The 23263-nt window shown below is 74.3% G+C and carries 7 protein-coding genes; all 7 read right to left on the minus strand.

Annotated features, from left to right (window positions below; genetic code table 11):
- Positions 1-131: 131 nt before the first annotated feature.
- The gene (locus ACH4C6_RS09490) at positions 132-338 is read right to left on the minus strand and encodes an MbtH family protein (protein ID WP_398107971.1); all 207 of its coding nucleotides are present in this window, start codon (positions 336-338) and stop codon (positions 132-134) included.
- Positions 335-7447, minus strand: a complete 7113-nt coding sequence (locus ACH4C6_RS09495; RefSeq protein WP_398107972.1) for an amino acid adenylation domain-containing protein — start codon at positions 7445-7447, stop codon at positions 335-337. Before ACH4C6_RS09495 ends, ACH4C6_RS09490 begins: the two co-directional genes overlap by 4 nt.
- Positions 7448-7717: 270 nt before the next feature.
- Positions 7718-13081, minus strand: a complete 5364-nt coding sequence (locus ACH4C6_RS09500) for a condensation domain-containing protein (protein WP_398107973.1) — start codon at positions 13079-13081, stop codon at positions 7718-7720.
- Between the two features lie 5 nt (positions 13082-13086).
- Positions 13087-14934 (minus strand): amino acid adenylation domain-containing protein, encoded by a 1848-nt coding sequence (locus tag ACH4C6_RS09505; RefSeq protein WP_398107974.1) that lies wholly within the window; start codon positions 14932-14934, stop codon positions 13087-13089.
- Between the two features lie 8 nt (positions 14935-14942).
- Entirely contained in the window at positions 14943-15989 is a 1047-nt protein-coding gene (locus tag ACH4C6_RS09510; RefSeq protein ID WP_398107975.1) for a TauD/TfdA family dioxygenase, read from the minus strand.
- Between the two features lie 70 nt (positions 15990-16059).
- Entirely contained in the window at positions 16060-16848 is a 789-nt protein-coding gene (locus tag ACH4C6_RS09515; RefSeq protein WP_398107976.1) for a thioesterase II family protein, read from the minus strand.
- Positions 16849-16859: 11 nt separating this feature from the next.
- Complete coding sequence (locus ACH4C6_RS09520; RefSeq protein ID WP_398107977.1) at positions 16860-23246, minus strand: amino acid adenylation domain-containing protein; 6387 nt, start codon at positions 23244-23246, stop codon at positions 16860-16862.
- Positions 23247-23263 lie beyond the last annotated feature (17 nt).

Here is a 23263-nt window from a genome sequence, read left to right on the forward strand (position 1 = left end):
GGGGCGTGTATCCGGGTTTTATGTGTTTTGGCGACCGCGGGTGAAATCGCCGGGGGGGGGCGGGGGCCGAAAGGGGCCCGCCCCCGGTGCCGGCGGGGGGCGCGGCCGGTGGTCGACCAGGGGCGCGAATGTCAGGAATATTGCGCGACCAGGCTCAGCGGGCGGATGTCGGTCCAGTTCCGCTCCACGTACTCGAGGGCGGCGGCCCGCGGGCCGGGGCCCCACACCCCGTCCCAGCCTGCGGGAACGTCCGCGAAGACGGGCCACAGCGCGTGCTGACCCTCGGCGTTGACCACGACGTGGAAGGTGCCCTCGGGGTCGTCGAAGGGGTTGGTCATGACAGGCTCCTCAGTTTCTCGGAAAGGATGCGGCCGATCAGGGCGAGCGGTTCGGGTTCTCCCATTCTGGTGTGGGGAACCCCGATCAAGTGGTTTTCCACGATGCCGTCGATATAGGGGATCCAGTGCTGCGCGAGAGTGTTCTCCGTTTCTCCTTCTTCGAGTGCGCCGAGGAACACCAGGTCGGTTTTCACCGGGCGCGGGGCATACAGGTTCATGATTTCGGCGTGGTTGATGGAGGCGCCGATCACGGAGCGGATCTCGTCGTCGGAGAAGGCGCCGAGCACCGGGTCCTTCAGCCGGACCAGGCCGATGAGCGCCTCGACGTCGAAGGGGGCGTCCTCGGGCTCGTCCGAGGCGTCGCCGACGAGCATGTCCCGCTTCTGCGCCGGCGTCATGCGGCGGCGCCGCGGCTCGGTGGGCAGCAGGTGCACGTCCATCATCGCGAGCAGGTCGCACCGCTCCCCCAGCTCGGTGAGCCGCACCGCCAGCGCGTGGGCGACGGTGCCGCCGAAGGACCAGCCGAGGAAGCGGTAGGGGCCGTGCGGCTGGACCTCGCGGATCAGCGGCAGGTAGTCGTCGACCATCTCCTCCACCGACTCGGGCGCGTGCCCGAGCTCGGCCAGGGCGCGCGCCTGCACCGCGTACAGCGGCTGGTCGGGGCCCAGGTGGCGGGTGAGTCCGGCGTAGGTCCAGCCGACGCCGGTGCCCGGGTGGAGGCAGAACAGCGGGGGTCTGCTGCCCTTGGTCTGCAGGGGCAGCAGGACGCCCATCGGGTCGAAGCCGTTCGGTTCGTCGGCCAGCAGCCCTGCCACGGTCGGGGTGCGGAACAGGTCCCGCACGCCCAGTTCGAGGCCGAGGACCGCCCGCATCCGGCTGACGAGGCGCACGCCGAGCAGGGAGTGGCCGCCCAGGGTGAAGAAGTTGTCGTCGATGCCGACGGTCTCGGCGCCGAGCACCTCGGCGAACAGGCCGCACAGCAGTTCCTCGCGCGGGGTGCGCGGCGCCCGGCCGGTGGTCCGGACCGCCGGGGCGGGGGCCGGCAGCGCCGTGCGGTCGGGCTTGCCGTTGACCGTCAGCGGGATCGCGTCGAGCAGCACCGCCGCCGAGGGCACCATGTGCTCGGGGAGCTGGTCCGCCGCCCAGCGCAGCAGGTCCGGGCCGGTGAGCTCGTACCCGGTGCGCGGCACGGCGTAGGCGACCAGGCGCTTGCCTCCGGGGCCGTCGTCGAGGACCACCACCGCGGCCTGCCCGACGCCGGGGTGGCGGGCCAGGGTGGCCTCGATCTCCCCGGGTTCGATGCGGAAGCCGCGGAGCTTGATCTGGCCGTCGGCCCGGCCGAGGAAGCGCAGTTCGCCGTCGGCGGTCCAGCACACCAGGTCTCCGGTGCGGTACATGCGGCCGCCGTCCGCGCCGAACGGGTCGGCGACGAAACGCTCGGCGGTCAGTGCCGGGCGGCCGACGTAGCCGCGCGCCACCTGGGTGCCGGCGAGGTACATCTCCCCCGCGACCCCCGTGGGCACCGGACGCAGCCGCTCGTCCAGGACGTAGACGCGGGTGTTGTCGAGCGCCGCGCCCAGGTACACGCCGCGCAGGGCGCGTTCGGTGACGGGGAAGTGCTGGTGGTGGGAGGCGAAGGTGGTCTCGGTGGGTCCGTAGCTGTGCACCAGGACGGTGTCCGGGCAGTGGGTCAGGACCCGTTGGAGCGCCTGGGGGGAGGCGACGTCGCCGCCGGTCCACACCTCGTCGAGCAGCTTGAGGGTGTCCAGGCCCTCGTCGGCCATGATGTGGAACAGGCCCATGGTGAAGTAGGCCGCGGTGACGCGGTGGGTGCGCACGGTGTGGTCGATCTCGGCGAGGTCCGTGCCGTCGCCCGGGCAGAACACCAGCTCCCCGCCGCTCAGCAGCGGTACCCACAGCTCGTAGGTGGAGGCGTCGAAGCCGATGGCCGAGTGCACCAGCATGCGCCGGTGGTGGTGGCGGTTCCAGCAGCGGTCGGTGGCCAGCTCCACCACGTTGCGGTGGGTCACCCCGACGCCCTTGGGCCGGCCGGTGGAGCCGGAGGTGAACATCACGTACATCAGGGCGTCCTCGCCGACCGCCACACCCGGGTCCCCGGCAGCGGACGGGTCGAAGGCGCCGGGCCCGTCCACCGCCAGCACCCGCAGCCCGGCCGCCGCCTCGGCCGCCACGGCAGGCGAGTCCAGGTGCGCCCGCTGGGTGAGGAGCACCCTCGCGCCGGTGTCCTGCGTCATCGTGCGCACCCGGGCCTCGGGCAGCCGGGGGTCCATCGGCACGTAGGCGGCACCGCACTTGAGGACCGCCAGCAGCGCCACCGGCAGCAGGGGCGTCCGGTCCATGAGCACGGCGACGGCCGCGTCGCGCCGCACCCCGGCGGCCAGCAGGGTGTGCGCCAGGGCGGTGGCGCGGGCGTCCAGTTCGGCGTAGGTGACCCGCTCCTCGCCGTGGGACAGGGCGATCCGGTCGGGGGTGCGCCGGGCCTGGGCGGCGAACCGCTCGTGCACCAGCCCGCATCCGGCGGCCGGGGCGGCCGTGTCGTTGTACGACGTCAGCAGCCGGAACTCCTCCTCGGCCGACAGCAGGACGAGGTCGGTGACCCGCTGCGCCGGGTCGTGCGCCACGGACCGCAGGATGCGCTCCAGGTGGGCGGCCAGCACGGCGGCCGTCGCCGCGTCGTAGAGGTCCGTGGCGTACTCCAGGGCTCCGCCCAGACCGGCGGCCCGGCCGTCGGCGGTGCGGGACTCCCGCAGGGACAGGGTCAGGTCGAACTTGGTGAAGCCCGACTCGGTGGCCAGCGGGGTGCCGGCCAGCACGCCGCCCTCCCCCGGGCCCGCCTCGGCGGGCTCCACCTGCACGATCGTCTGCACCAGCGGGTGCCGGCCGGCCGACCGGGGCGGGTTGAGCCGCTCCACCACCAGGTCGAAGGGCAGCTCCTGGTGGGCGAAGGCCGCCAGGTCGGTGGCGCGCACCCGGTCCAGCAGCTCCTCGAACCGCGGGTCGCCTGAGGTGTCGCAGCGCAGCACGAGGGTGTTGACGAAGAACCCCACCAGGTCGTCGAGCGTCTCGTCGTCGCGCCCGGCGACCACCGTGCCCAGCGGCAGGTCGGTGCCGGCGCCGTGCCGGGTCAGCAGCGCGGCGAGCGCCGCCTGCACGACCATGAACAGGGTGGCCCCGTGGTCCAGGGCGAGCCGCTCCAGGCCTGCGTGCACGTCCGCGTCCAGGACGACCGGGACCGCCGCGCCCCGCTTCGACGCCTCGGCCGGACGGGTCCTGGCCGGGGTGGGTTCGAGCACCTCGGGGGCGCCCGCGAGGGTCTCGCGCCAGAAGGCGACGTGCTCCTCTGCCGCTTCGTCCCGGAGGGCGTCGCGTTGCCACAGCGTGTAGTCCGTGTACTGCACCGGCAGCGGCTCCCAGCCGGGGGCGGAACCCGCGCTGCGCGCCGCGTAGGCGGCTGCCAGGTCGGTCAGCAGCGGACCGGTGGACCAGCCGTCGGCGGCGATGTGGTGCACGAGCAGCACCAGGATCTGCCCGGCGCCCTCCTCGGTGAGCAGCGTGGCGCGCAGGGGCAGGTCGGCGGCCAGGTCGAAGACGTGGCCGGCCGCCTCGTCGACGGCCGCGGCCCGGGCGCCGGCGGGGCAGTCCACCACGTCGAGCACGGGGCGGGCCGCGGCGCCCGTCAGCACCCGCTGGTACGGCTCCCCGTCCACCGCGGGGTAGACGGTGCGCAGCACCTCGTGCCGTCCGGCCACGTCGGCCAGTGCGTCGGCCAGGACGTCCGGGTCGAGCGGCCGGTCCAGGCGCAGCGCGAACGGGATGGTGTAGGAGCGGCTCGGGCCCTCCAGTTGGTCCACGAACCACAGCCTGCGCTGCGCGTACGACAGTGGCACCCGCTCGGGCCGCAGCCGGGCGGGGACGGGCGCCGGTCCGGGTCTGCCGGACGAGGTGGCCTGCCCGGCGAGACGGGCCGCGAGTTCGCGGGGCGTGGGGGCGAGGAAGAGGTCCCTGATCCGGGCCTCCAGCCCCAGGGTGGCGCGGATGCGGTTGACCAGGCGCACCCCGAACATCGAATGCCCGCCCACCGAGAAGAAGTTGTCGTCCGGGTCGAGCTCCGGGCGGCCGATCACCTCGGCGAACAGGGTGCGCAGCACCTTCTCCACGTGCGGCTGCCCGGTGCCGGCGCCGGCTCGTGCGGCCTCCCGCTGTTCCCGCCGGGTCTGCCGGAGCCGGTCCCGCAGGCCGGTGACGCGGGCCGCCTCCTCGGGGGTGAGCAACTCCCGCGCCATGACGGGGGCGTGCGGATCGGCGGCGGCCCGTTCCAGGGCGCGCACGAAGAGGTCCAGCAGCAGGCGGGCGGTGTCCGGTTCGAACAGGTCGGCCGCGTACTGCCACCAGACGGTGAGGGAGCCGTCGGCGGGCCGGGCGACGCAGGAGGCGCTGAGGTCGAACTTGGCAGCCTCCAGGCCGGGTTCGGTGAAGCGCCCGGCGAGCGGGCCGCGCGTGCCGGTGCCGGAGCCGTCGTCGGTCTCGGCGGTGAGCATCACCTGGAAGAACGGGTTCACCGCGAGGGACCGCTCCGGCGCCAGGTGTTCCACCAGCAGGTCGAAGGGGAGGTCCTGGTGTGCGTAGGCGGTGAGGTCCGTGTCCCTGGCGCGTTGCACCAGTTCGGCGTACGAGGCGGGGCCGGACACGTCGGTGCGCAGGACCAGGGTGTTGACGAAGAAGCCCACCAGGTCGTCCAGGGCCTCGTCGCCGCGGCCGGCGACGGGGGTGCCGACGGCGATGTCCTCCCCCGCGCCCGCGGCCGCCAGGGCCAGGGCGAGCGCGGGTTGCAGCACCATCAGCAGGCTGGCCCCGTGCTCGTCGCCGAGCGCGGTGAGACGCCGCAGTGCGTCCGCGCCGAGGCGGGCGGTGAGGGTGGCGCCGGCGCCGGTGGGCTCGGCGGGGCGAGGGCGGTCCGCGGGCAGGTCGAGCACGGTCGGCATGCCGTCCAGCGCGGCACGCCAGTGGGCGAGCAGCGGTGCCGGGTCCGTCAGCAGGTCCCGCTGCCACAGCGTGTAGTCGGCGTACTGCACCGGCAGCGGTTCCCAGCCGGGCGCCGTACCGGCGCGGCGGGCCGCGTAGGCGGTGCCGAGGTCGTGCAGCAGGGGGCCCACGGACCAGCCGTCGGTGGCGATGTGGTGGGTGAGCAGGACGAGCGTCGCCTCCGGCTCGCCGTCCGCCGTGGCCTCGGTGCGCACCAGCGCGGCACGCAACGGCAGTTGTGCTGCCAGATCGAAGGTCGCCGAGGTGAAGCGGGTCACCTCCGCGGCCACGTCCTCGGCCGCGCAGGTGCGTTCGTGGAGCGGGACCGGCGGCGCGTCGAGGACGTGCTGGTAGGGCTCGCCGTCGACGGCCGGGTACACCGTCCGCAGCACCTCGTGGCGTGCCACCAGGTCGCCGAGGGCGGCGGTCAGGGCGGCGGGGTCGGGATCCTCGTCGAGCCGCAGCACGATCGGGAGGTGGTAGGTGGTGGACGGGCCCTCCAGCCCGGCGAGGAACCACAGCCGGCGCTGGGCGTACGACAGCGGCACCCGGTCCTCGGCCGGCAGCGGTTCCCCGGCGAACACGTCGAACGCCGGGTCCGGTGCCGTGACCGGGGCCGGGGCGGTGGTGCGGGCGGCGCGGGCGCGCAGTTCCCTGCGGTCGATCTTCCCGGAGGAGGTGCGCGGCAGTGACCGGACCGGGGTGAACGTCGTGGGCACGGCGGCCGGGGGCAGCGCCTGGCGCGTGTGCTCGCGCAGCGCGGACGGGCTCACGCCGTCCTCCGTGACCACGAAGGCGGTGAGGCGCTTGCCGCCGCCGGGGGCTTCGGTGGCGACCACGGCGGCCTCGCGCACCCCTGCGTGGCCGGAGAGCACCGACTCGACGGACGCGGGGTCCACCCGGTGGCCGTTGATCTTCACCTCGTCGTCGGCGCGGCCGTCGAATCCGAGCCGGCCGTCGTCGCGGACGCGCACCAGATCGCCGGTGCGGTAGGCGCGTGATGTGCCGAGCCGGGCGAAGCGGCGCTCCGTCAGCTCGGGCCGGCCCAGGTAGCCCAGGGCCAACTGCGTGCCCAGCAGCCACAGTTCGCCGTCGACCACGGCGGCCCGCATCCCGGGCAGCGGCGTCCCGATCGGCACCGGTCCTCCGGTGTACCGGGACAGGTCGGCGACGGTGGCGACGACGGTCGTCTCGGTGGGGCCGTAGGTGTTCAGCAGCCGGACCCGCTCGGGGTCCACGGACGCGCACCACTGGGCCACCCGCTCCGGGAGCGCCGCCTCACCGCCGATGATCACGGTGCGCAGCGTGGACGGCAGTGCGGCGAGCCCTGCGGCCAGGGTGTGCGCCAGCTCGTGCCAGTAGGCGGTGGGCAGGTCCAGCACGGTGACGCCGTGCGCGGCGCAACCGGCGAGCAGTCCGGGGACGTCCAGCATGTCCTCGTCGCGCAGGACGAGGGTGGCGCCCGCGCCCAGGGTGAGGAAGACCTCCTCCACACTGGCGTCGAAGTGCAGCGGGGCGAACTGGAGGACGACGTCGTCCGCGGTGATGCCGTAGACGTCGGTGGCCGCGGCCGTGAAGGCGGCGAGCGCGTCCTGCCCGACGACCACGCCGTTCGGGGTACCGGTGGAGCCCGAGGTGTAGATGACGTACGCGGCGTCGGTGTCCACGCCGGGTCCCAGCAGGACGTGTTCCCCGTCGACGGAGGTCAGGGCCGTGCCCGTGCAGTCGGCGAGGACGGCGGCGGTGCGGGCGGCGGGGGCCGCCGGGTCCAGCGGCAGATAGGCCGCGCCGGTGCGCAGGGCGGCGAGGAGGCCCACGATGGCGTCGACACCGCGCGGCCGGTGCACGGCGACCAGCCGGCCCGGCCCCGCCCCGCGGTCGGACAGCTCGTCGGCGCGGAAGGCCACGGCGAGAGCCAACTGCCCGTAGGTCATGCGATGTTCGCCGTGCACGAGGGCGATCCGCTCGGCGTCCTGACCGGCGATCCGGTCCAGGACGCGGGGCGCCGTGCGGGGCGCCGGGCCGCCGTCCAGGACGGCGGAGGCGGTGGGGACGGTCGAGGGCATCGCGGGGCCTCCAGGCGAGGGTTCGGGGTGTGCCGCCGGCTGACGTGCTCCCACGCTAGGCAGCGCGGGCACCCGCGGCGGGCAGTCGGCGGGGCAGCTGTCCGGCGGCTCGTCGCCCGTTTCCTGCCGCTGCCCGCGCGAACTGCCGCCGCGACTGCCGCCGCCCGCATCGCGCCTGCGCCGGGCACGGCGAAGCCCGGAGCACTCGACGGTGGTCGGGTGCTCCGGGCGGTGGGGCGGTAGCCGCGAGGCCCTCTTGGCCGGCGTGCGCTACGGCCGGCTGACCCGGCTGCCGGCGCGCGTGCGGCGGCGCAGCGGCGGGGGCTGGGCGGGGCCGGGCGTGGCGGCGGCCGCCGCCAGGTACGCGGCGAGCTTCGTCGGCGTGGGGTGGCGGAACACTTCGCGCAGGGTGAGTTCGCGGCCCAGTTCGGTGCGGACGCGGTTGACCAGGCGGACCGCGAGCAGGGAGTGGCCGCCCGCCTTGAAGAAGTTGTCCGCCGGGCCGACCTCCCGCCCGTCGAGCACCTCCGCGAACAGCCGCAGCAGACCGGTCAGCAGGGTGTCCCCGGGCCCGCCCGCGTCGTCGCGGCCGTTCCGGTCGGCGTCCTGCGAATCCGCGGCGTCGCCGTGTGCGACGGTGATCACGGCCGGCACGCTGTACTCCGGCAGCCGCTCGGCCGCCCAGGCCTGCACGTCGCCCTCGACGAGGCCCGCCCCCGTCACCCGGGCCGTGACCCGCTGGTCGGCCACCTGCGCCCGGGCCTCGCGCACCGCCGGGTGCGCGGCGAGGACGGCCGCCACATGCTCCACGTCGATCCGGTAGCCGTTCACCACGGGCCTCTCGCCGCGCCGGTCGGCCGGAGCGGGGAGGTCTCCGACGCGCGCGTCCGGGTCGGCCGCGTACAGCTCCAGTGCCCTCGTCAGCAGATCGGTGAGCCGGGTGGCCCCGGGCCGCCCGTACAGGTCCGTGGCGTACTCCAGCACGCCCGCCAGGGAACCGTCCGGCTGCTCCGTCAGCGCGAACGTGAGGTCGGACTTGGCGGTCCGCGAGGTGTGGGGCAGTTCGGTGCCGGCCAGCGGGCCGGACGGCGCGGCGTCCTGCCCGGGCCCGGCATTCACCTGGAGCATCACCTGCACCAGGGGGTGGTGGGCGGTGGAGCGGTGCGGGTTGAGGTGCTCCACCAGCCGGTCGAAGGGGAGGTCCTGGTGGTCGTAGGCCGCCAGGTCCGCGTCGCGCACCCGTTCCAGCAGGGTGGTGAAGGCGGGGTCGCCGGAGGTGTCGGTGCGCAGCACGAGCGTGTTGACGAAGAAGCCGACCAGGCCGGACAGCGCCTCGTCGCCGCGTCCCGCCACGCTCGTGCCCACCGCCAGGTCGGTGCCCGCGCCCAGACGGGTCAGGCAGGCCGCCAGCGCCGCCTGCACCGCCATGAACAGGGTGGCGCCCCGGGCCCGCGCGGTCCGCACCAGAGCCCGGTGCGTGGCGGCGGGCACGGTGAAGGCGGTCAGCGCGCCGCGTCCGGACGGCAGGGCCGGCCGGGGCCGGTCCGTCGGCAGGTCGGTCAGCGGCGGCAGATCCGCCAGCGTGTCCTGCCAGAAGCGCAGTTCGCGGTCGGCGCCGCCGTCCGCGAGCAGTCGTCGCTGCCACAGGGTGTAGTCGGCGTACTGCAGCGGCAGCGCGGGCCGGTCCGGCGCCCGTCCGCCCGCCCGCGCCTCGTACGCGGCCGCCAGGTCCGCCAGCAGCGGGCCGGTGGACCAGCCGTCGGCGGCGATGTGGTGCAGCAGCAGGACGAGGGTCTGCGGGCCGTCGCCCTGCGGATGGAGCAGCCACGCCCGCAGGGGGATGTCCCGCGCCAGGTCGAAGACGTGCGCGGCGGCGGCGTCGACGGCCGCGCTCAGGTCGGCGGGCCGGGCCAGCTCGAGGTGCGGGCGGGCCCCGTCCAGCACCTGCTGGTAGGGCTCGCCGCCCTCGCTGCCGTAGACGGTGCGCAGCACCTCGTGCCGTTCGGCGACGTCCGCGAGCGCGTCGGCCAGCGCCATCGGGTCCAGCGGCCGTTCCAGCCGCCGTACCAGGGCGATGTTGTAGGTGGCCGAGGGTCCTTCCATCTGGTCGACGAACCACAGCCGGCGCTGGGCGTACGACAGCGGCAGCCGCGCGGGGCGCCGGTCGGCGGGGAGGGCCACGGGCCCGGGCCGGGAGGCGGCCCGGTCCGCTCCGGTCTCCGCCAGCCGCCGGTGCAGGGCGAGCGGGGTCGGCGCGAGGAACAGGTCGCGGATGCCCAGGTCGACGCCGAGCATCCGCCGGACGCGGTTGACCAGCTTGCTGGCCAGCAGCGAATGCCCGCCCGACTTGAAGAAGTTGGCGTCGGCGGCGAACGTGTCACGTCCCAGTGCGGTGGCGAAGAGCCCGGCGAGGATCTCGACGCGCGGGGCGTGCGGGGCTGCTGCGCCGGCGTCCTCGGCGGGCTGCCGCACGGTGGCCGCCGCGAGCCGTTCGCGCCGGGCGGTCAGCGCCCGGTCCTCCTCGGCCGTCACCAGCCCGAGTTCCGACAGCCGCACGGTGGCGCCGGTGGCGACGGCCCGCAGCGAGCGGGTGAACACGTCCAGCAGCAGCCGGGCGGTGTCCGCCTCGAACAGGTCCGACGCGTATCCGAGGTGGAGGTCCACACCGGCGGGGCCGCCGTCCGCCGTGCGGCGCACGGCGCAGTGGAACGACAGGTCGAACTTGGCGGCGCCCAGGTCGGTGCTCGTGGCGGTGGCGGTGAGCGTGCCGAGTCCGGCCCGTTCGGCGGCGGTCTCCTGCACGGTGAGCATCACCTGGAAGAAGGGGTGCTCCCCCAGCGCCCGTCCCGGCTCGGCGAGTTGCTCCACGAGCAGGTCGAAGGGCAGGTCTTGGTGGTCGAAGGCGGCCAGGTCGGCGTCGCGGACCCGGTCCACCAGATCGGCGGTCGTGGGGTCCCCCGACAGGTCGGCGCGCAGGACGAGGGAGTTGACGAAGCAGCCGACCAGGTCGTGCAGGTCCTGGTGGGAGCGGCCGGCCACCGGGGTGCCCACCGCCAGGTCCGTGCCCGCGCCGACGGCGTGCAGGGTGGCCGCCAGTGCGGCCCTCACCACCATGAAGAGGCTGGCCCGGTGCTCCCGCGCGAGTGCGGTGAGGGCCCGGTGCGCGTCCGTGTCCAGGACCGCGGTCACGGCCGATCCGCGTCCCGACGGCTCGACGGGCCGCGGGCGGTCGTACGGCAGGTCCGTGCGCGCCGGCAGGCCGGCCAGGGCCTGCTCCCAGAAGGCCAGCAGCCGCTTGCGGGCCGGTCCGGCCAGCAGGTCGCGCTGCCACAGGGCGAAGTCGGCGTACTGCACGGGCAGGGCCCGCCAGAGCGGTGCGCGGCCCGCGAGGCGAGCCGCGTAGGCCTCGCCCAGGTCGCGCGTGAGCGGGGCCAGGGACCAGCCGTCCGTCGCGATGTGGTGCACGAGCAGCACGAGGACGGAGGTGCCGTCGCCGGGCAGGAACACCCGCGCCCGCAGGGGCCCTTCGGTCGCCAGGTCCAGGACGGAACGGCCGAACGCTGCCACCCGGTCGTCCAGTTCGCCGGGCGGGCACTCCTCCCACTGCACCGCGTCCGGGATCCGGCCGGCGGGCACCACGCGCTGGTGGGGCTCGCCGTCCTCGGAGCCGTACACGGTGCGCAACACCTCGTGCCGGGCGCGCACGTCGGCCAGCGCGGCGGCGAGCGCCCGCCGGTCGGGCACCCCGTCGAGGCGCAGCACCAGCGGCGCGTTGTAGGCGGCGGAGGCACCCTCGATACGGCCGAGCAGCCACAGGGCGCGCTGTGCGGCCGACAGCGGCAGCCGGGCGGGCCGTTCCCCGGCGGGTACGGCGGTCAGCTCCGGCCTGTCGCCGGCGTGGGTGGTCCGGGCAGCTTCCGCCAGCCGCCGGTGCAGTGCGGCCGGGGTCGGGGCGAGGAAGAGGTCGCGGATGCCCACCTCGGTGCCGAGCGCCCCGCGGACGCGGTTGACCAGCTTGCCCGCGAGCAGGGAGTGGCCGCCGTTGCGGAAGAAGTTGGCGTCCGCGGCGACCGTCTCCCGGCCGAGCACCTCGGCGAACAGGCCGCAGAGGATCTCCTCGCGCGGGGTGAGGACGTCGGCCCGCACGGCGGCGGGAGCGGACTCGGTACCCGCGGTGTGCCCGGTGCGAGCCGGTCGGCGCCGGAGCTGCTGGTGTTCCCCGGCGCCGAGCAGCCGGAGCTCGGCGGTGGGCCGCAGCGGGTCGGCGGCGCAGGCGGCCAGGGCCGTCAGGTAGGCGTCGAGCAGCAGCCGGGCGGTGTCCGCGTCGAACAGGTCCTCGGCGTAGGTCAGGGCCACGTCGACGCCGTCCGGGCGGCCGTCCTCGGTGTGGCGCTCCGCGCAGTACCAGGTCAGGTCGAACTTGGCCGCGTCCAGACCGGTGTCGGCGGTGCGTCCGGTGAGCCCGCCGGCGAGTGGGACCGGGCCCGGTCCGGTGCCGTCGGCGGCCACGGTCAGCATCACCTGGAAGAACGGGTGGTGACCGAGGGCCCGTTCCGGGGCCAGGTGCTCCACGAGCACGTCGAAGGGCAGGTCCTGGTGCTCGTAGGCGGCCAGGTCGGTGTCGCGGACCCGGTCGACGAGCTCGGACACGGTGGGGTCGCCCGACAGATCGGTGCGCAGGGCGAGGGAGTTGACGAAGAAGCCGACGAGCTCGTGGAGGTCCTCCTCCGGGCGGCCCGCGACGGGCGTCCCGATGACGACGTCCTCGCCGGCCCCGGCCGCCGCCAGCGTCGCCGCCAGAGCGGCCCGGGCCACCATCGTCAGGGTCGCGCGCCGGCCGCGGGCCAGGGCCAGCAGTCCGCCGTGGGCGGCCGCGTCCAGCCGGCCGGTGACGGTGGCCCCGCGGCCGGACGGCTCGACCGGGCGGGGCCGGTCGGCGGGCAGGTCGAGCACGGCCGGTGCTCCGTCCAACGCGGCACGCCAGTACGCCAGTTGCTCGGCGGCCAGACTGCCCGGGTCGGCCGGGTCGCCCAGCAGCTCGTGCTGCCACAGCGTGTAGTCCCGGTATTGGACGGGCAGCGGCTGCCAGTGAGGCGTCCGGCCCGCGCTCCGGGCGGCGTAGGCCGCCGCCAGGTCGCGCAGCAGGGGCCGTACGGACCAACCGTCGGTGGCGACGTGGTGGAGGAGCAGCACGAGCACGGAGGTGCCCCTGGCGCTGGGGGTGTCCGTGGCGCTGGAGGTGTCCGTGGACGGGCGGACGTCCGTGGTCCCGTCACCGGTCCGGAACAGCCGGGCGAGCAGCGGCGGCCGGGCGGTGATGTCGATCGGCTGCCGGACGAACGCGGCCACGGCCGCGTCGCGTTCGCCGGGTGCGCAGTCCTCGACGGCCAGGGCTTCCACGGCGGAGGCCGGTCGCACCTGCTGGTACGGCTCGCCGTCGGGGCCGGCCGCCAGGACCGTCCGCAGCACCTCGTGCCGCTCCACGACGTCGGCCAGGGCGGCCCGCAGGGCCTCGGGGTCCGGCACACCGTCCAGGTGGAGCACGACGGGTGCGTTGTAGGCCGCGGAGGGCCCGTGCAGGCGGCCCAGGAACCACAGCCGGCGCTGGGCGAACGACAGCGGGATCACGGTCATGGTCCTTACGCGTCCTGGCCCGGCGCGGCGGCGACGAGCGTGTCGATGTGGGCGGCGAGGTCGCGCAGCCGCGGGTTGGCGTAGACGGCCTTCACGGGCAGGGCGACGCCGAGTTCGGCCCGGACCCGCGAGACCAGCTTGATCGCGAGCAGGGAGTGTCCGCCCAGCTTGAAGAAGTTGTCGTCCGGTCCGATGCGCGGGGCGCCGAGCACGGTGGACCAGACCCCGGCGATCAGCGCCTGGGAGCGCGACAGAGCGGGCCCGGACGCGTCGGCCGGGGCCTCCTGCGCGGCGGGGGCGGGCAGCGCGGCCCGGTCCAGCTTGCCCTGGGTCGTGGTCGGGAAGCGCTCCACGGCCACGAAGGCCGCCGGGACCATGTACGCGGGCAGTGTCGCCGTCAGGTGGGCGCACAGCGCCGTGGTGTCCGCGGGACCGGCCGCCGGGTCGTGCGGGCGGTGGTAGGCCACGAGGCCGGGGGCGCCGTTGACGTCGTCGCGCAGGACGACCACGGCCTCGGCGACCTGGGCGTGGGCGGCCAGGGCCGCCTCGATCTCCGGCAGTTCGATGCGGTGGCCGCGCAGCTTGACCTGCCCGTCGGCCCGCCCGAGGCAGGCCAGCCGGCCGTCGGGCAGCAGCCGTACGAGATCGCCCGTGCGGTACATGCGGGATCCGGAACCGTCCGGGTCGGCGACGTAGCGCTCGGCCGTCAGGGCCGGGCGGTGCCGGTAGCCCCGGCCCACGCGCGGGCCCGCCAGGTACAGCTCGCCGCGGCCGCCGGGCGGGACCGGGCGCAGGGCCTCGTCCAGCACCCGCCCGCGCAGGCCCGGCAGCACCGTGCCGATGTGCGGCGCGTCGGCACCGTCGATCCAGCCTGCCGTCGCGTCCACGGTGCATTCGGTCGGACCGTACAGGTTGACCGCGCGCAGCACGCCGGCCTCGGTCTGCTCGCCGATCCGCCGCCACAGGGCGGGGCTGATCGCCTCACCGCCGACGAGCAGGGTCAGGGGGCGCGGCCCGCCGTCGGCGGTCAGCAGGTCCAGCAGCGGTTCGGCGTGCGCGGGGGTGATGTCCAGCGCGGTCAGGGCCTGCTCGTCGACGCATCGGGCCAGCAGCGCCGGGTCGGCACGTGTCTCGTCGTCGATCATCACCAGGGTGTCCCCGCGGCACAGGCGGACCCACTGCTGCACCGAGGCGTCGAACGACGGTGAGGCGTTCCAGCCGACCCGGCCGGCACCCGGGCCCGCGATGCCCTCGGACTCCAGTTCGGCCAGGAGCGCGGACGCCGCGGCGCGGCCGATCTCGACGCCCTTGGGCCGGCCGGTGGAGCCGGAGGTGTAGATGACGTACGCCAGAGCGTCGCCGGGGACGGGCGCGGGGCGGTACGGCGCGTCCCCGGCCCCGTCCGGTGCGGTCAGTTCACCGACGGTGACGTGAGGGGTGCCCGGGGTCGGGGCGTCGGTGCCGTCGGCGGTGACGACCAGGTCGGCGCGGGAGTCCTCCACCAGGTAGCGGCGCCGCTCGGCCGGGAGCCTGGGGTCGACCGGAAGGTACGCGGCACCCGCGGTGAGGGTGCCGATCAGCGCGGTCACCAGATCGGCGCCGCGCGGCAGGGCCAGGGCGACGACGCTCTCCGGGCCGATGCCGCGGGCGGCGAGCCGGCCGGCGATCCGCATGGCCTCGGCGCGCAGCCCGGCGAAGGTCAGTTCGCGGTCGGCGGCGACCACGGCGGTTCGGTCGGCGGGCGCCTGGGCCAGACGGTCCAGCAGGTCGGTCACGGAAGAGGCGGTGTGCCCGCCGGTGTCCGGGACGGTGGCGGTGGCGGTGGCGGGGCGCTCGGGCAGGACGGCGGTCATGGCGGCGGTCACTCTCCGGTGAAGGCGGTCGTGGCGGGCTCGGTCGTGGGGGCGCAGTCGGCGAGGGCGATCGGCTCGCCCATGGCGACGAGGATCTTGCGGTCGCCCTTGAACGCCTCCCGGCCGTGGGCGCACAGAAGGTTGTCCACGAGCATGAGGTCGCCCTCCTGCCAGGTCTCGCGGACCGTCACCCGGTCGTAGACGGCGTTGACGGCGTCGACCTCCTCGTCGGTGAGGCGGCTGCCGTCACCGAGGTAGGTGTTGAAGGGCAGGCCGTCCTCGCCGTACGTCTCCACCAGCACCTCGCGGACGTCCGGGTCGAGCGTGCGGCTGTTCCAGAACGCGAAGTGGTTGAACCAGCTGCGCTCGCCCGTCACCGGGTGGGTGATGATGGCGGAGCGGCGCTGGCGGGTCACGAGCGCGCCGTCGTCCAGCCACTCGAAGCCGACGGTGTTCTGCGTGCAGTACGCCTCGGCGACGGCCTTGTCCTCGGTGGCGAAGGTCTTGTACCAGGGCAGCCCGGCGAGTTCCGAGTAGTTGCGCACCAGCAGCCAGCCCATGCGCTCGAACCGGGCGACCAGGTTCGGCGGGAGCAGCCGAAGTGCCTCGCGCATGTCGCCGACCGTGGTGGCGCCGCCCTCCTCGGGTGCGGTGACGCAGCCGAACAGCAGCACGCCGGGGAAGTCGAGGGTGTAGCTGTTCTCGTTGTGCAGCCGGATGGGCTGGACGGCGGGCAGATCCGTGGAGGAGAAGACGCCCTCGCCGAAGTCGGTGCGCGGGGTGGCCTTCTCCTTGTAGCCGGCCCGCTGCGAGATCAGCGCGTCACGGGCGGCGGCGAAGCTCGCGGCGTCCCGCACGGGCAGGCCGCGCAGCAGGACGGCGCCGGAGCGGAGCAGTTCGGCCTGGATCTGCTCGCGGTGGGCCGTCAGCCAGGCGACCGCCTCGTCGAGTCCCGCGGCGGGCGGGACGTGCACGACGACGGGCTTGCCGGGTTCGCGGACCGGGGTGATCGGAGCCGTCGCGGGAAGGGCCGGGGCGTCTGCGTGGATGGTCATGAGGAGTCCTTGGGAGGTCGCGAAGAAGGAAGGTGGAGGGTGAAAGGCGGAAGGGGCGGGCCGCGGGCCGTCAGGCGGCCGAGGCGGTGATCCGGCCGCCGACCACGGAGGACAGCACGGAGAAGAACCGCGGCAGCTGGTCCTGGAAGTAGAAGTGCCCGCCCGGCAGGACGTGCTGGGTGAACGCCCGGCCGGTGACCTCGGCCCAGCGGCCGAGGGAGGCCGCGGGGGCGACGGGGTCGGCGTCGCCGCCGATCACCGTCACCGGGCACTCGACGCGGGCCTCGGCGACGGGGCAGCGGTAGACGTCGTCGATGGCGAAGTCGGCGCGGATGGAGGGGATGACGATCTCCCGCAGCTCCGGGTCGTCGAGGATGCCGTCGTCGGTGCCACCGCGTGCCTTGATGGCGGCCACGAGCTGGTCGTCGTCCAGCCGCTCGGGGTGGACGACGGCCGGGTTGGCGAGGAACGGCGCCCGGCACGCGGAGGCGACCAGCGCCCGCGGCGTACGGCCGGACGCCTGGAGCAGCCGCACCACCTCGAAGGCGACCAGGGACCCCATGCTGTGCCCCAGCACGACGAGGTCGTCGGTGGCCCCGGCGGGCAGGCAGGCGGCCACCGGGCCGGCCAGGTCGGCGATGTCACGCGGCAGGTCCTCGGCGTAGCGGGCACCGCGCCCCGGGTACTGGCCGATCAGCAGCCGCACGTCGGCGGGCAGGTGCTCGCGCCAGCCGGCGTAGGCGTGGGCGTTGCCGCCGGCGTGCGGCAGGACCAGCAGCGCGCTGCGCTGCGGGCCGTCACCGGGCAGGTCCCAGACGACGTCGTCGGGGGCGGCGGTCAGTGCGGTGTGGTCGGTCATGGAGGGCTCCGTTACTGGTCGTCGGTGCGGCGGCGGAGGGTGGGCCGGACCCGCTTGGGCGCAGCGGCGCCGGCCGCCGGCGTGGACTCGATGTGTTCGGCCAGGGCGGCCGGGGTGGGGTGCTGGAAGACGTCGCGCAGGGTGAGCGTGACGCCGAGGGCGGTGGCGATGCGGTGGGTGAGGCGGGCGGCGAGCAGGGAGTGGCCGCCGTGGTCGAAGAAGCTGTCGTCGATTGTCAACGTCTCGGTGACGGGCAGGACTTCGGTGAAGAGGCCGAGCACGGTCGACTCGAGCGGGGTACGGGGGGCCCGCCCGTCCCCGGCCGTCCGAGGTGCCTGGACGGCGGGCAGCGCCCGTTTGTCGATCTTCCCGTTGGGGGTGAGGGGCAGCCGGTCCAGGGTGACCACGAACGCCGGGACCATGTGGTCGGGCAGCCGTTCCCGCAGCCAGCGGCGGATCCCCTGCGGTTCGGGGCCGGGGGCGGTGGTGGGCACCACGTAGGCGGTGAGGTGGTCGGTGGCCAGGAGCACGGCCTGGGAGATGTGAGGGTGGCCGGTCAGCACGGTCTCGATCTCGGTCGGCTCGATCCGGAAACCCCGGATCTTGACCTGACCGTCACTGCGGCCCGCGTAGTGCAGCTTCCCCTCGCCGTCCCAGTACGCCCGGTCACCCGTGCGGTAGCAGCGACTGCCCACCGGACCGAAGGGGTTGGGCACGAAACGGGCCGCGGTGACGGCGGGCTGGGCCAGATACCCGTGCGCGACACCCTCACCGGCGAGATACAACTCCCCCGTCACACCCGGCGGAACAGGACGCAGAGCCTCGTCCAGCACATAGGCGAACTTGTTGACCACCGGACGGCCGATGGAGACACTCGTCCCCATGCCGGACCCACGCTCCACGGTGTGGGTGGTGGTGAAGCCCATCGACTCGGCCGGGCCATAGCCGTTGGTCACCGTCACCCGCGGATGCGACCGATGCAGACGGGCGATGTGCGTGGGCGAGGCCGGCTCACCCCCGGTGAACACGATCCGCGCCGACGCGAACGCCTCCGGATGCTCATCGACCAGATAGTTGAACAAGCTCGACGACAACTGAAGCATCGTCACCCGATGCCGCACCGCCAACTCCGCCACCAGCGCCGGCTCCGGCCGCTGACCGGGCTGCAGAACCGTCGCACCACCGTGCAGCAACGCACCCCAGAACTCCAGGCTGAAGGCGTCCCACGACACCGGCGAGCACTGCAGGAACACCTCACCCGCACCGAACACCGCATACGACTGCGCCGTCACCGTCGACACAAGGTTCCGGTGCGAGGACACGATCCCCTTCGGACGCCCCGTCGACCCCGACGTGAACATCACACACGCCGCGTCCTCACCCGCCAGGGTGAGTTGGAGGTCTTCTCCGCCGTGGGCGGCGAGGACCGCTCGTTCCTCGTCGACCAGTACCTCGCTCCACGGACCGTCGATGCCGCGGCGTTGCCGGCCCGCATCGGTGATCAGGACCCGCAGTCCGGCTTCCTCGGCCGTGCCGCGCAACCGCTCGTCCGGAAACTCCGGATCCAGCAGCACATACCCCGCACCCGCCTTCACCACCGCGACCACCGCCACGGCGAAGTCCACACCCCGATCCAGCAGCACACCCGCCAGATCACCGCGCCCCAACCCCAACCCCCGCAGATGCCGGGCCAGCCGATTCGCCCGAGCGTTCAACTCCCCGTACGAAAGGCACTCGTCACCGAAGACGACCGCCACCGCACCCGGCCGCGACCGCACCCGCTCCTCGAACCGGGCCGTCAGCACCGGCTCCCCGCCATACCCCACCGACCGGCCGGCCCACTCCCCCACCATCCGCCGGCGCTCCGCGCTGCCGAGGATCTCCAGGTGGGACAGAGGGGTCCCCGGCGCGGTCACCGCGTGTTCCAGCAGGCGGCGCAGGGCCTCCACCATCCGTTCGACGGTCGAGCGGTCGTAGAGGTCGGAGCTGTAGAGCACTGTTCCCGACAGGCCGGTGCTGTCGTCGGCGGTCAGCAGGAACTCCAGGTCGAACTTGACCGAGCCGGTGGCCGGCGGCTGGGCGGGAGCGGCCTGGATCCCGGGGAGGTCGGGGAGGACGGGCGGGCCGGACTCCAGCGTCAGGCAGATCTGGAACAGGGGGTGCCGGGCCAGGGAGCGCGCCGGGTTCACCGCCTCCAGGACGAGGTCGAACGGAGCGTCCTGGTGGGTGAAGGCGTCCAGGTCGGCGGTCCGCACGCGAGCGAGCAGGTCCCGGAACTCCGGGTCGCCCGACGTGTCGGTGCGCAGCACCACCGTGTTCACGAAGAAGCCCACCATTTTCGTGAGCGCCTCGTCGGGACGGCCCGCGACCGGGGAGCCGAGGGGGATGTCCGTTCCGGCGCCCAGCCGCGTCAGTGTCGCGGCCAGTGCGGCCTGGAGCACCATGAACGGGGTGCACCTCTCGGCACGGGCCAGTTCGAGGACCCGTTTGTGGAGGTCCCGGCCGAAGTCCACCAGCAGGGCGTCGCCGCGCCGACCGGCGACCGCCGGCCGTGGCCGGTCCGTCACCAGAGGCAGTTCGTCGGGCAGGTCGGCGAGCGCCGTGCGCCAGTACGCCAGTTGCTCTTCCAGCAACTCGTCGTCGAGGGCCGTGCGTTGCCACAGCGCGTAGTCGGCGTAGTCGAGGGGCAGGGGCTCCCAGTCGGGGGCGCGGCCGGCCGCCCGGGCCGTGTAGGCGGCGGACAGATCGGCGAACAGGGGGCGCAGGGACTGGCCGTCGGTGGCGATGTGGTGCAGCAGAAGGAGCAGGGTGGCCCGGTCGTCACCCTCACGCAGGAGTGTCACCCGCAGCGGGTGCTCGGTGGTCAGGTCGAAGGCGTGCCCTGCCGCTGCGTGCAGCTCGGCCTCGACCTCGTCCGGCGCCACCTCACGCACCTGGACATGGACGCCGTCCGCGGCTTCGTCGGCCGGCGTGATGAGCTGGTACGGCTGTCCCTCCGCCGTCGCGAAGCGGGTCCGCAGCGGCGCGTGCCGCCGCACGAGGTCGCCGACTGCCGCTCGTAGGGCTGCGGCGTCCACCTCGCCTCCACTCAACCGGACGGCCAGGGGCACGTTGTAGGCCGTGTCGGGTCCGTTCAGTCCGGCCACCAGCCACAGCCGTTGCTGCGCGCTGGACAGGGGCAGCCGCTCGGGGCGCACGGCCGCTGGCGTGAGCGCGGGGAGCGCCGGGCGGCCGGTGGCTTCCGTGATCCGCCGGGCGAGAGCGGCGGGGGTCGGGTGCTGGAAGACGTCGCGCAGGGTGAGCGTCACGCCGAAGGTGGCGGCGATGCGGTGGGTGAGGCGGGCGGCGAGCAGGGAGTGGCCGCCGTGGTCGAAGAAGCTGTCGTCGATCGACAGCGGTGCCGCCGAGCCGAGCACCTCGCTGGTCATGTCGCGTACCAGCTCTTCGAGTGCGGTGCGGGGGGCCCGGCCGTGGGAGGTCAGCGGGGCTTCCACCGCTGGCAGTGCGCGTTTGTCGATCTTCCCGTTGGGGGTGAGCGGCAGCCGCTCCAGCAGGACGAAGTGGGCGGGAACCATGTGCTCGGGCAACCGCTCGCGCAGCCAGGCGCGCAGGGCGGCGGGTGTGACGGAAGCGCCCGGGGTGGCCGTCACGTAGGCGGTGAGATGGTCGGTGGCCAGGAGCACGGCCTGGGAGATGTGGGGGTGGCCGGTCAGCACGGTCTCGATCTCGGTCGGCTCGATCCGGAACCCCCGGATCTTGACCTGACCGTCACTGCGGCCCGCGTAGTGCAGCTTCCCCTCGCCGTCCCAGTAGGCCCGGTCACCCGTGCGGTAGCAGCGACTGCCCACCGGACCGAAGGGGTTGGGCACGAAACGAGCCGCGGTGACGGCGGACTGGGCCAGATACCCGTGCGCGACACCCTCACCCGCCAGGTACAACTCACCCGTCACACCCGGCGGAACAGGACGCAGAGCCTCGTCCAGCACATAGGCGAACTTGTTGGTCACCGGACGGCCGATGGAGACACTCGTCCCCATGCCGGACCCACGCTCCACGGTGTGGGTGGTGGTGAAGCCCATCGACTCGGCCGGGCCATAGCCGTTGGTCACCGTCACCCGCGGATGCGACCGATGCAGACGGGCGATGTGCGTGGGCGAGGCCGGCTCACCCCCGGTGAACACGATCCGGGTCGACGCGAACGCGTCCGGATGCTCATCGACCAGATAGTTGAACAAGCTCGACGACAACTGAAGCATCGTCACCCGACGTTGGACGGCCAACTCCGCCACCAGCGCCGGCTCCGGCCGCTGACCGGGCTGCAGAACCGTCGCACCACCGTGCAGCAACGCACCCCAGAACTCCAGGCTGAAGGCGTCCCACGACACCGGCGAGCACTGCAGGAACACCTCACCCGCACCGAACACCGCATACGACTGCGCCGTCACCGTCGACACCAGGTTCCGGTGCGAGGACACGATCCCCTTCGGACGCCCCGTCGACCCCGACGTGAACATCACACACGCCGCGTCCTCACCCGCCAGGGCCACATCGAGATCGTCCCGGCCGTGCGCGGCGATCGACTCGCGCTCTCGATCGACCAGCACCGGCGGGCCACTGCCGACCACCCGGCCGTCGTGCGTGGAGTCGGTGATCAGGACACGCAGTCCGGCTTCCTCGGCCGTGCCGCGCAGCCGCTCGTCCGGGAACTCCGGATCCAGCAGCACATACCCCGCACCCGCCTTCACCACCGCGACCACCGCCACGGCGAAGTCCACACCCCGATCCAGCAGCACACCCGCCAGATCACCACGCCCCAACCCCAGCCCCCGCAGATGCCGGGCCAGCCGATTCGCCCGAGCGTTCAACTCCCCGTACGAAAGGCTCTCGTCGCCGAAGACGACCGCCACCGCATCCGGCCGCGACCGCACCCGCTCCTCGAACCGGGCCGTCAGCACCGGCTCCCCGCCATACCCCACCGACCGGCCGGCCCACTCACCCAGCACCCTCTGCCGTTCACCGGTGCCCAGGACCTCCGTCCGGGACAGCGCGAGTTCGGGCTCCGTCAGGAGGCGTTCCGCGAACTTCACGAAGCGGTCCTGGTGTCCGGCCACCGCCGCGATGTCGCAGACCTCGGGTGAGGCGTCGAAGTCGATCCGCAGGCCGAGTTCGGGCCCCAGGTCGTACACGCCGACCGCCAGGTCCTCCACCGGGCCGTTGCCGAGGTTGTGCTGGACGGTCGGCAGGCCGAAGAAGCGCTTGCCGGGCGCGAACGCCATGATGTTGACCTGGGGGGACGCGATCCGCCGGGCCGCTTCGCCGAGGCCCAGGTCGCGGCAGACGTCCTCGTAGCGGGTCCGCTGGTGCTTCAGGCCCTCGCGGGCCTGTGCCCGGACCGTCGTGAGCAGGTCGGTGAGCGAGTCGTCGGCGCGTACCGGCACCCGCAGCGGGATGACGTTCGACATCATGCCGGGGGTGCGGCGGGCCAGTTCGGTGCGCCGGCTCGTCACCGGCAGCCCCAGCACGGGTGCGTCGGCCCCGCCGACCCGGTGCACGTAGGCCGCGACCAGGGCGAGGACCAGCATCGTCCAGGGTGCCCGGTGGCTGCGGGCGACCTCCTTCAGCCGGTCGGACCGCTCGGCGCCGAGGAGGACGGTGCGCCGGGTGAACGGCAGCGCTCCGGGCCGTACGGTCGCGGTGTGGCCCTCGGCGAGCCGGGGGACGGGCTCGACACCGGCCAGCTGCGCGGCCCAGTGCGCCCGATCCTCGGCGGCTTCCGGGGAGGCGTGGTACGCCGTGTCCTCGGCGAGCAGTTCCTCGAGGCTGCCGAAGGGTGTCTCCCCCCACGGTTGTCCCGCGGCCGCACGGTCGTACAGCTCGACCAGCCGCTCGTCGAGCAGGGCGATGCCCATGCCGTCGATGGCCAGGTGGTGGAAGGCGTGGAAGTAGAACCAGCGCTCCTCCCCCGCGTCAGTGCGGCCGGCGCGGATCAGGGCGTGGCGGGTGAGCCAGTCGTGCGCCAGGTCGAAGGGGCGGGCGAGTTCGGCGTCCATCCAGGCGCGGGCCGCCGCCACCGGGTCGTCCTCGTCGCTCAGGTCGACGATGCGCAGGCTGCGTCCGAGCGGCTTGGCCTGTATCTCCTGCCACGGTGTGCCGTCGTCGCCGGAGCCGACGCCTCGGATGCGCAGCGCGTCGGCCTCGCAGGCGAGCCGGTACCAGCAGCAGGCCAGCAGGCCGGTGTCGAGCGGCCCGGTGAGTTCGCGGTACTCCCCGATGTTGTAGCGGCAGCCGGAGGTGTCGAGCCCGTGCGCCATCCAGATGTCACGCTGCGCCGCCGACAGGGGCAGCCGCACAGTGGAGGGCCCGTACGCGGTGCCCTGTTCCGACGCGGTCGGGGACATGGGGGTGCTCCTCGGAG

Origin of the sequence: Streptomyces sp. NPDC017943, assembly GCF_044328425.1 — a bacterium.
GTDB lineage: Bacteria > Actinomycetota > Actinomycetes > Streptomycetales > Streptomycetaceae > Streptomyces > Streptomyces djakartensis_A.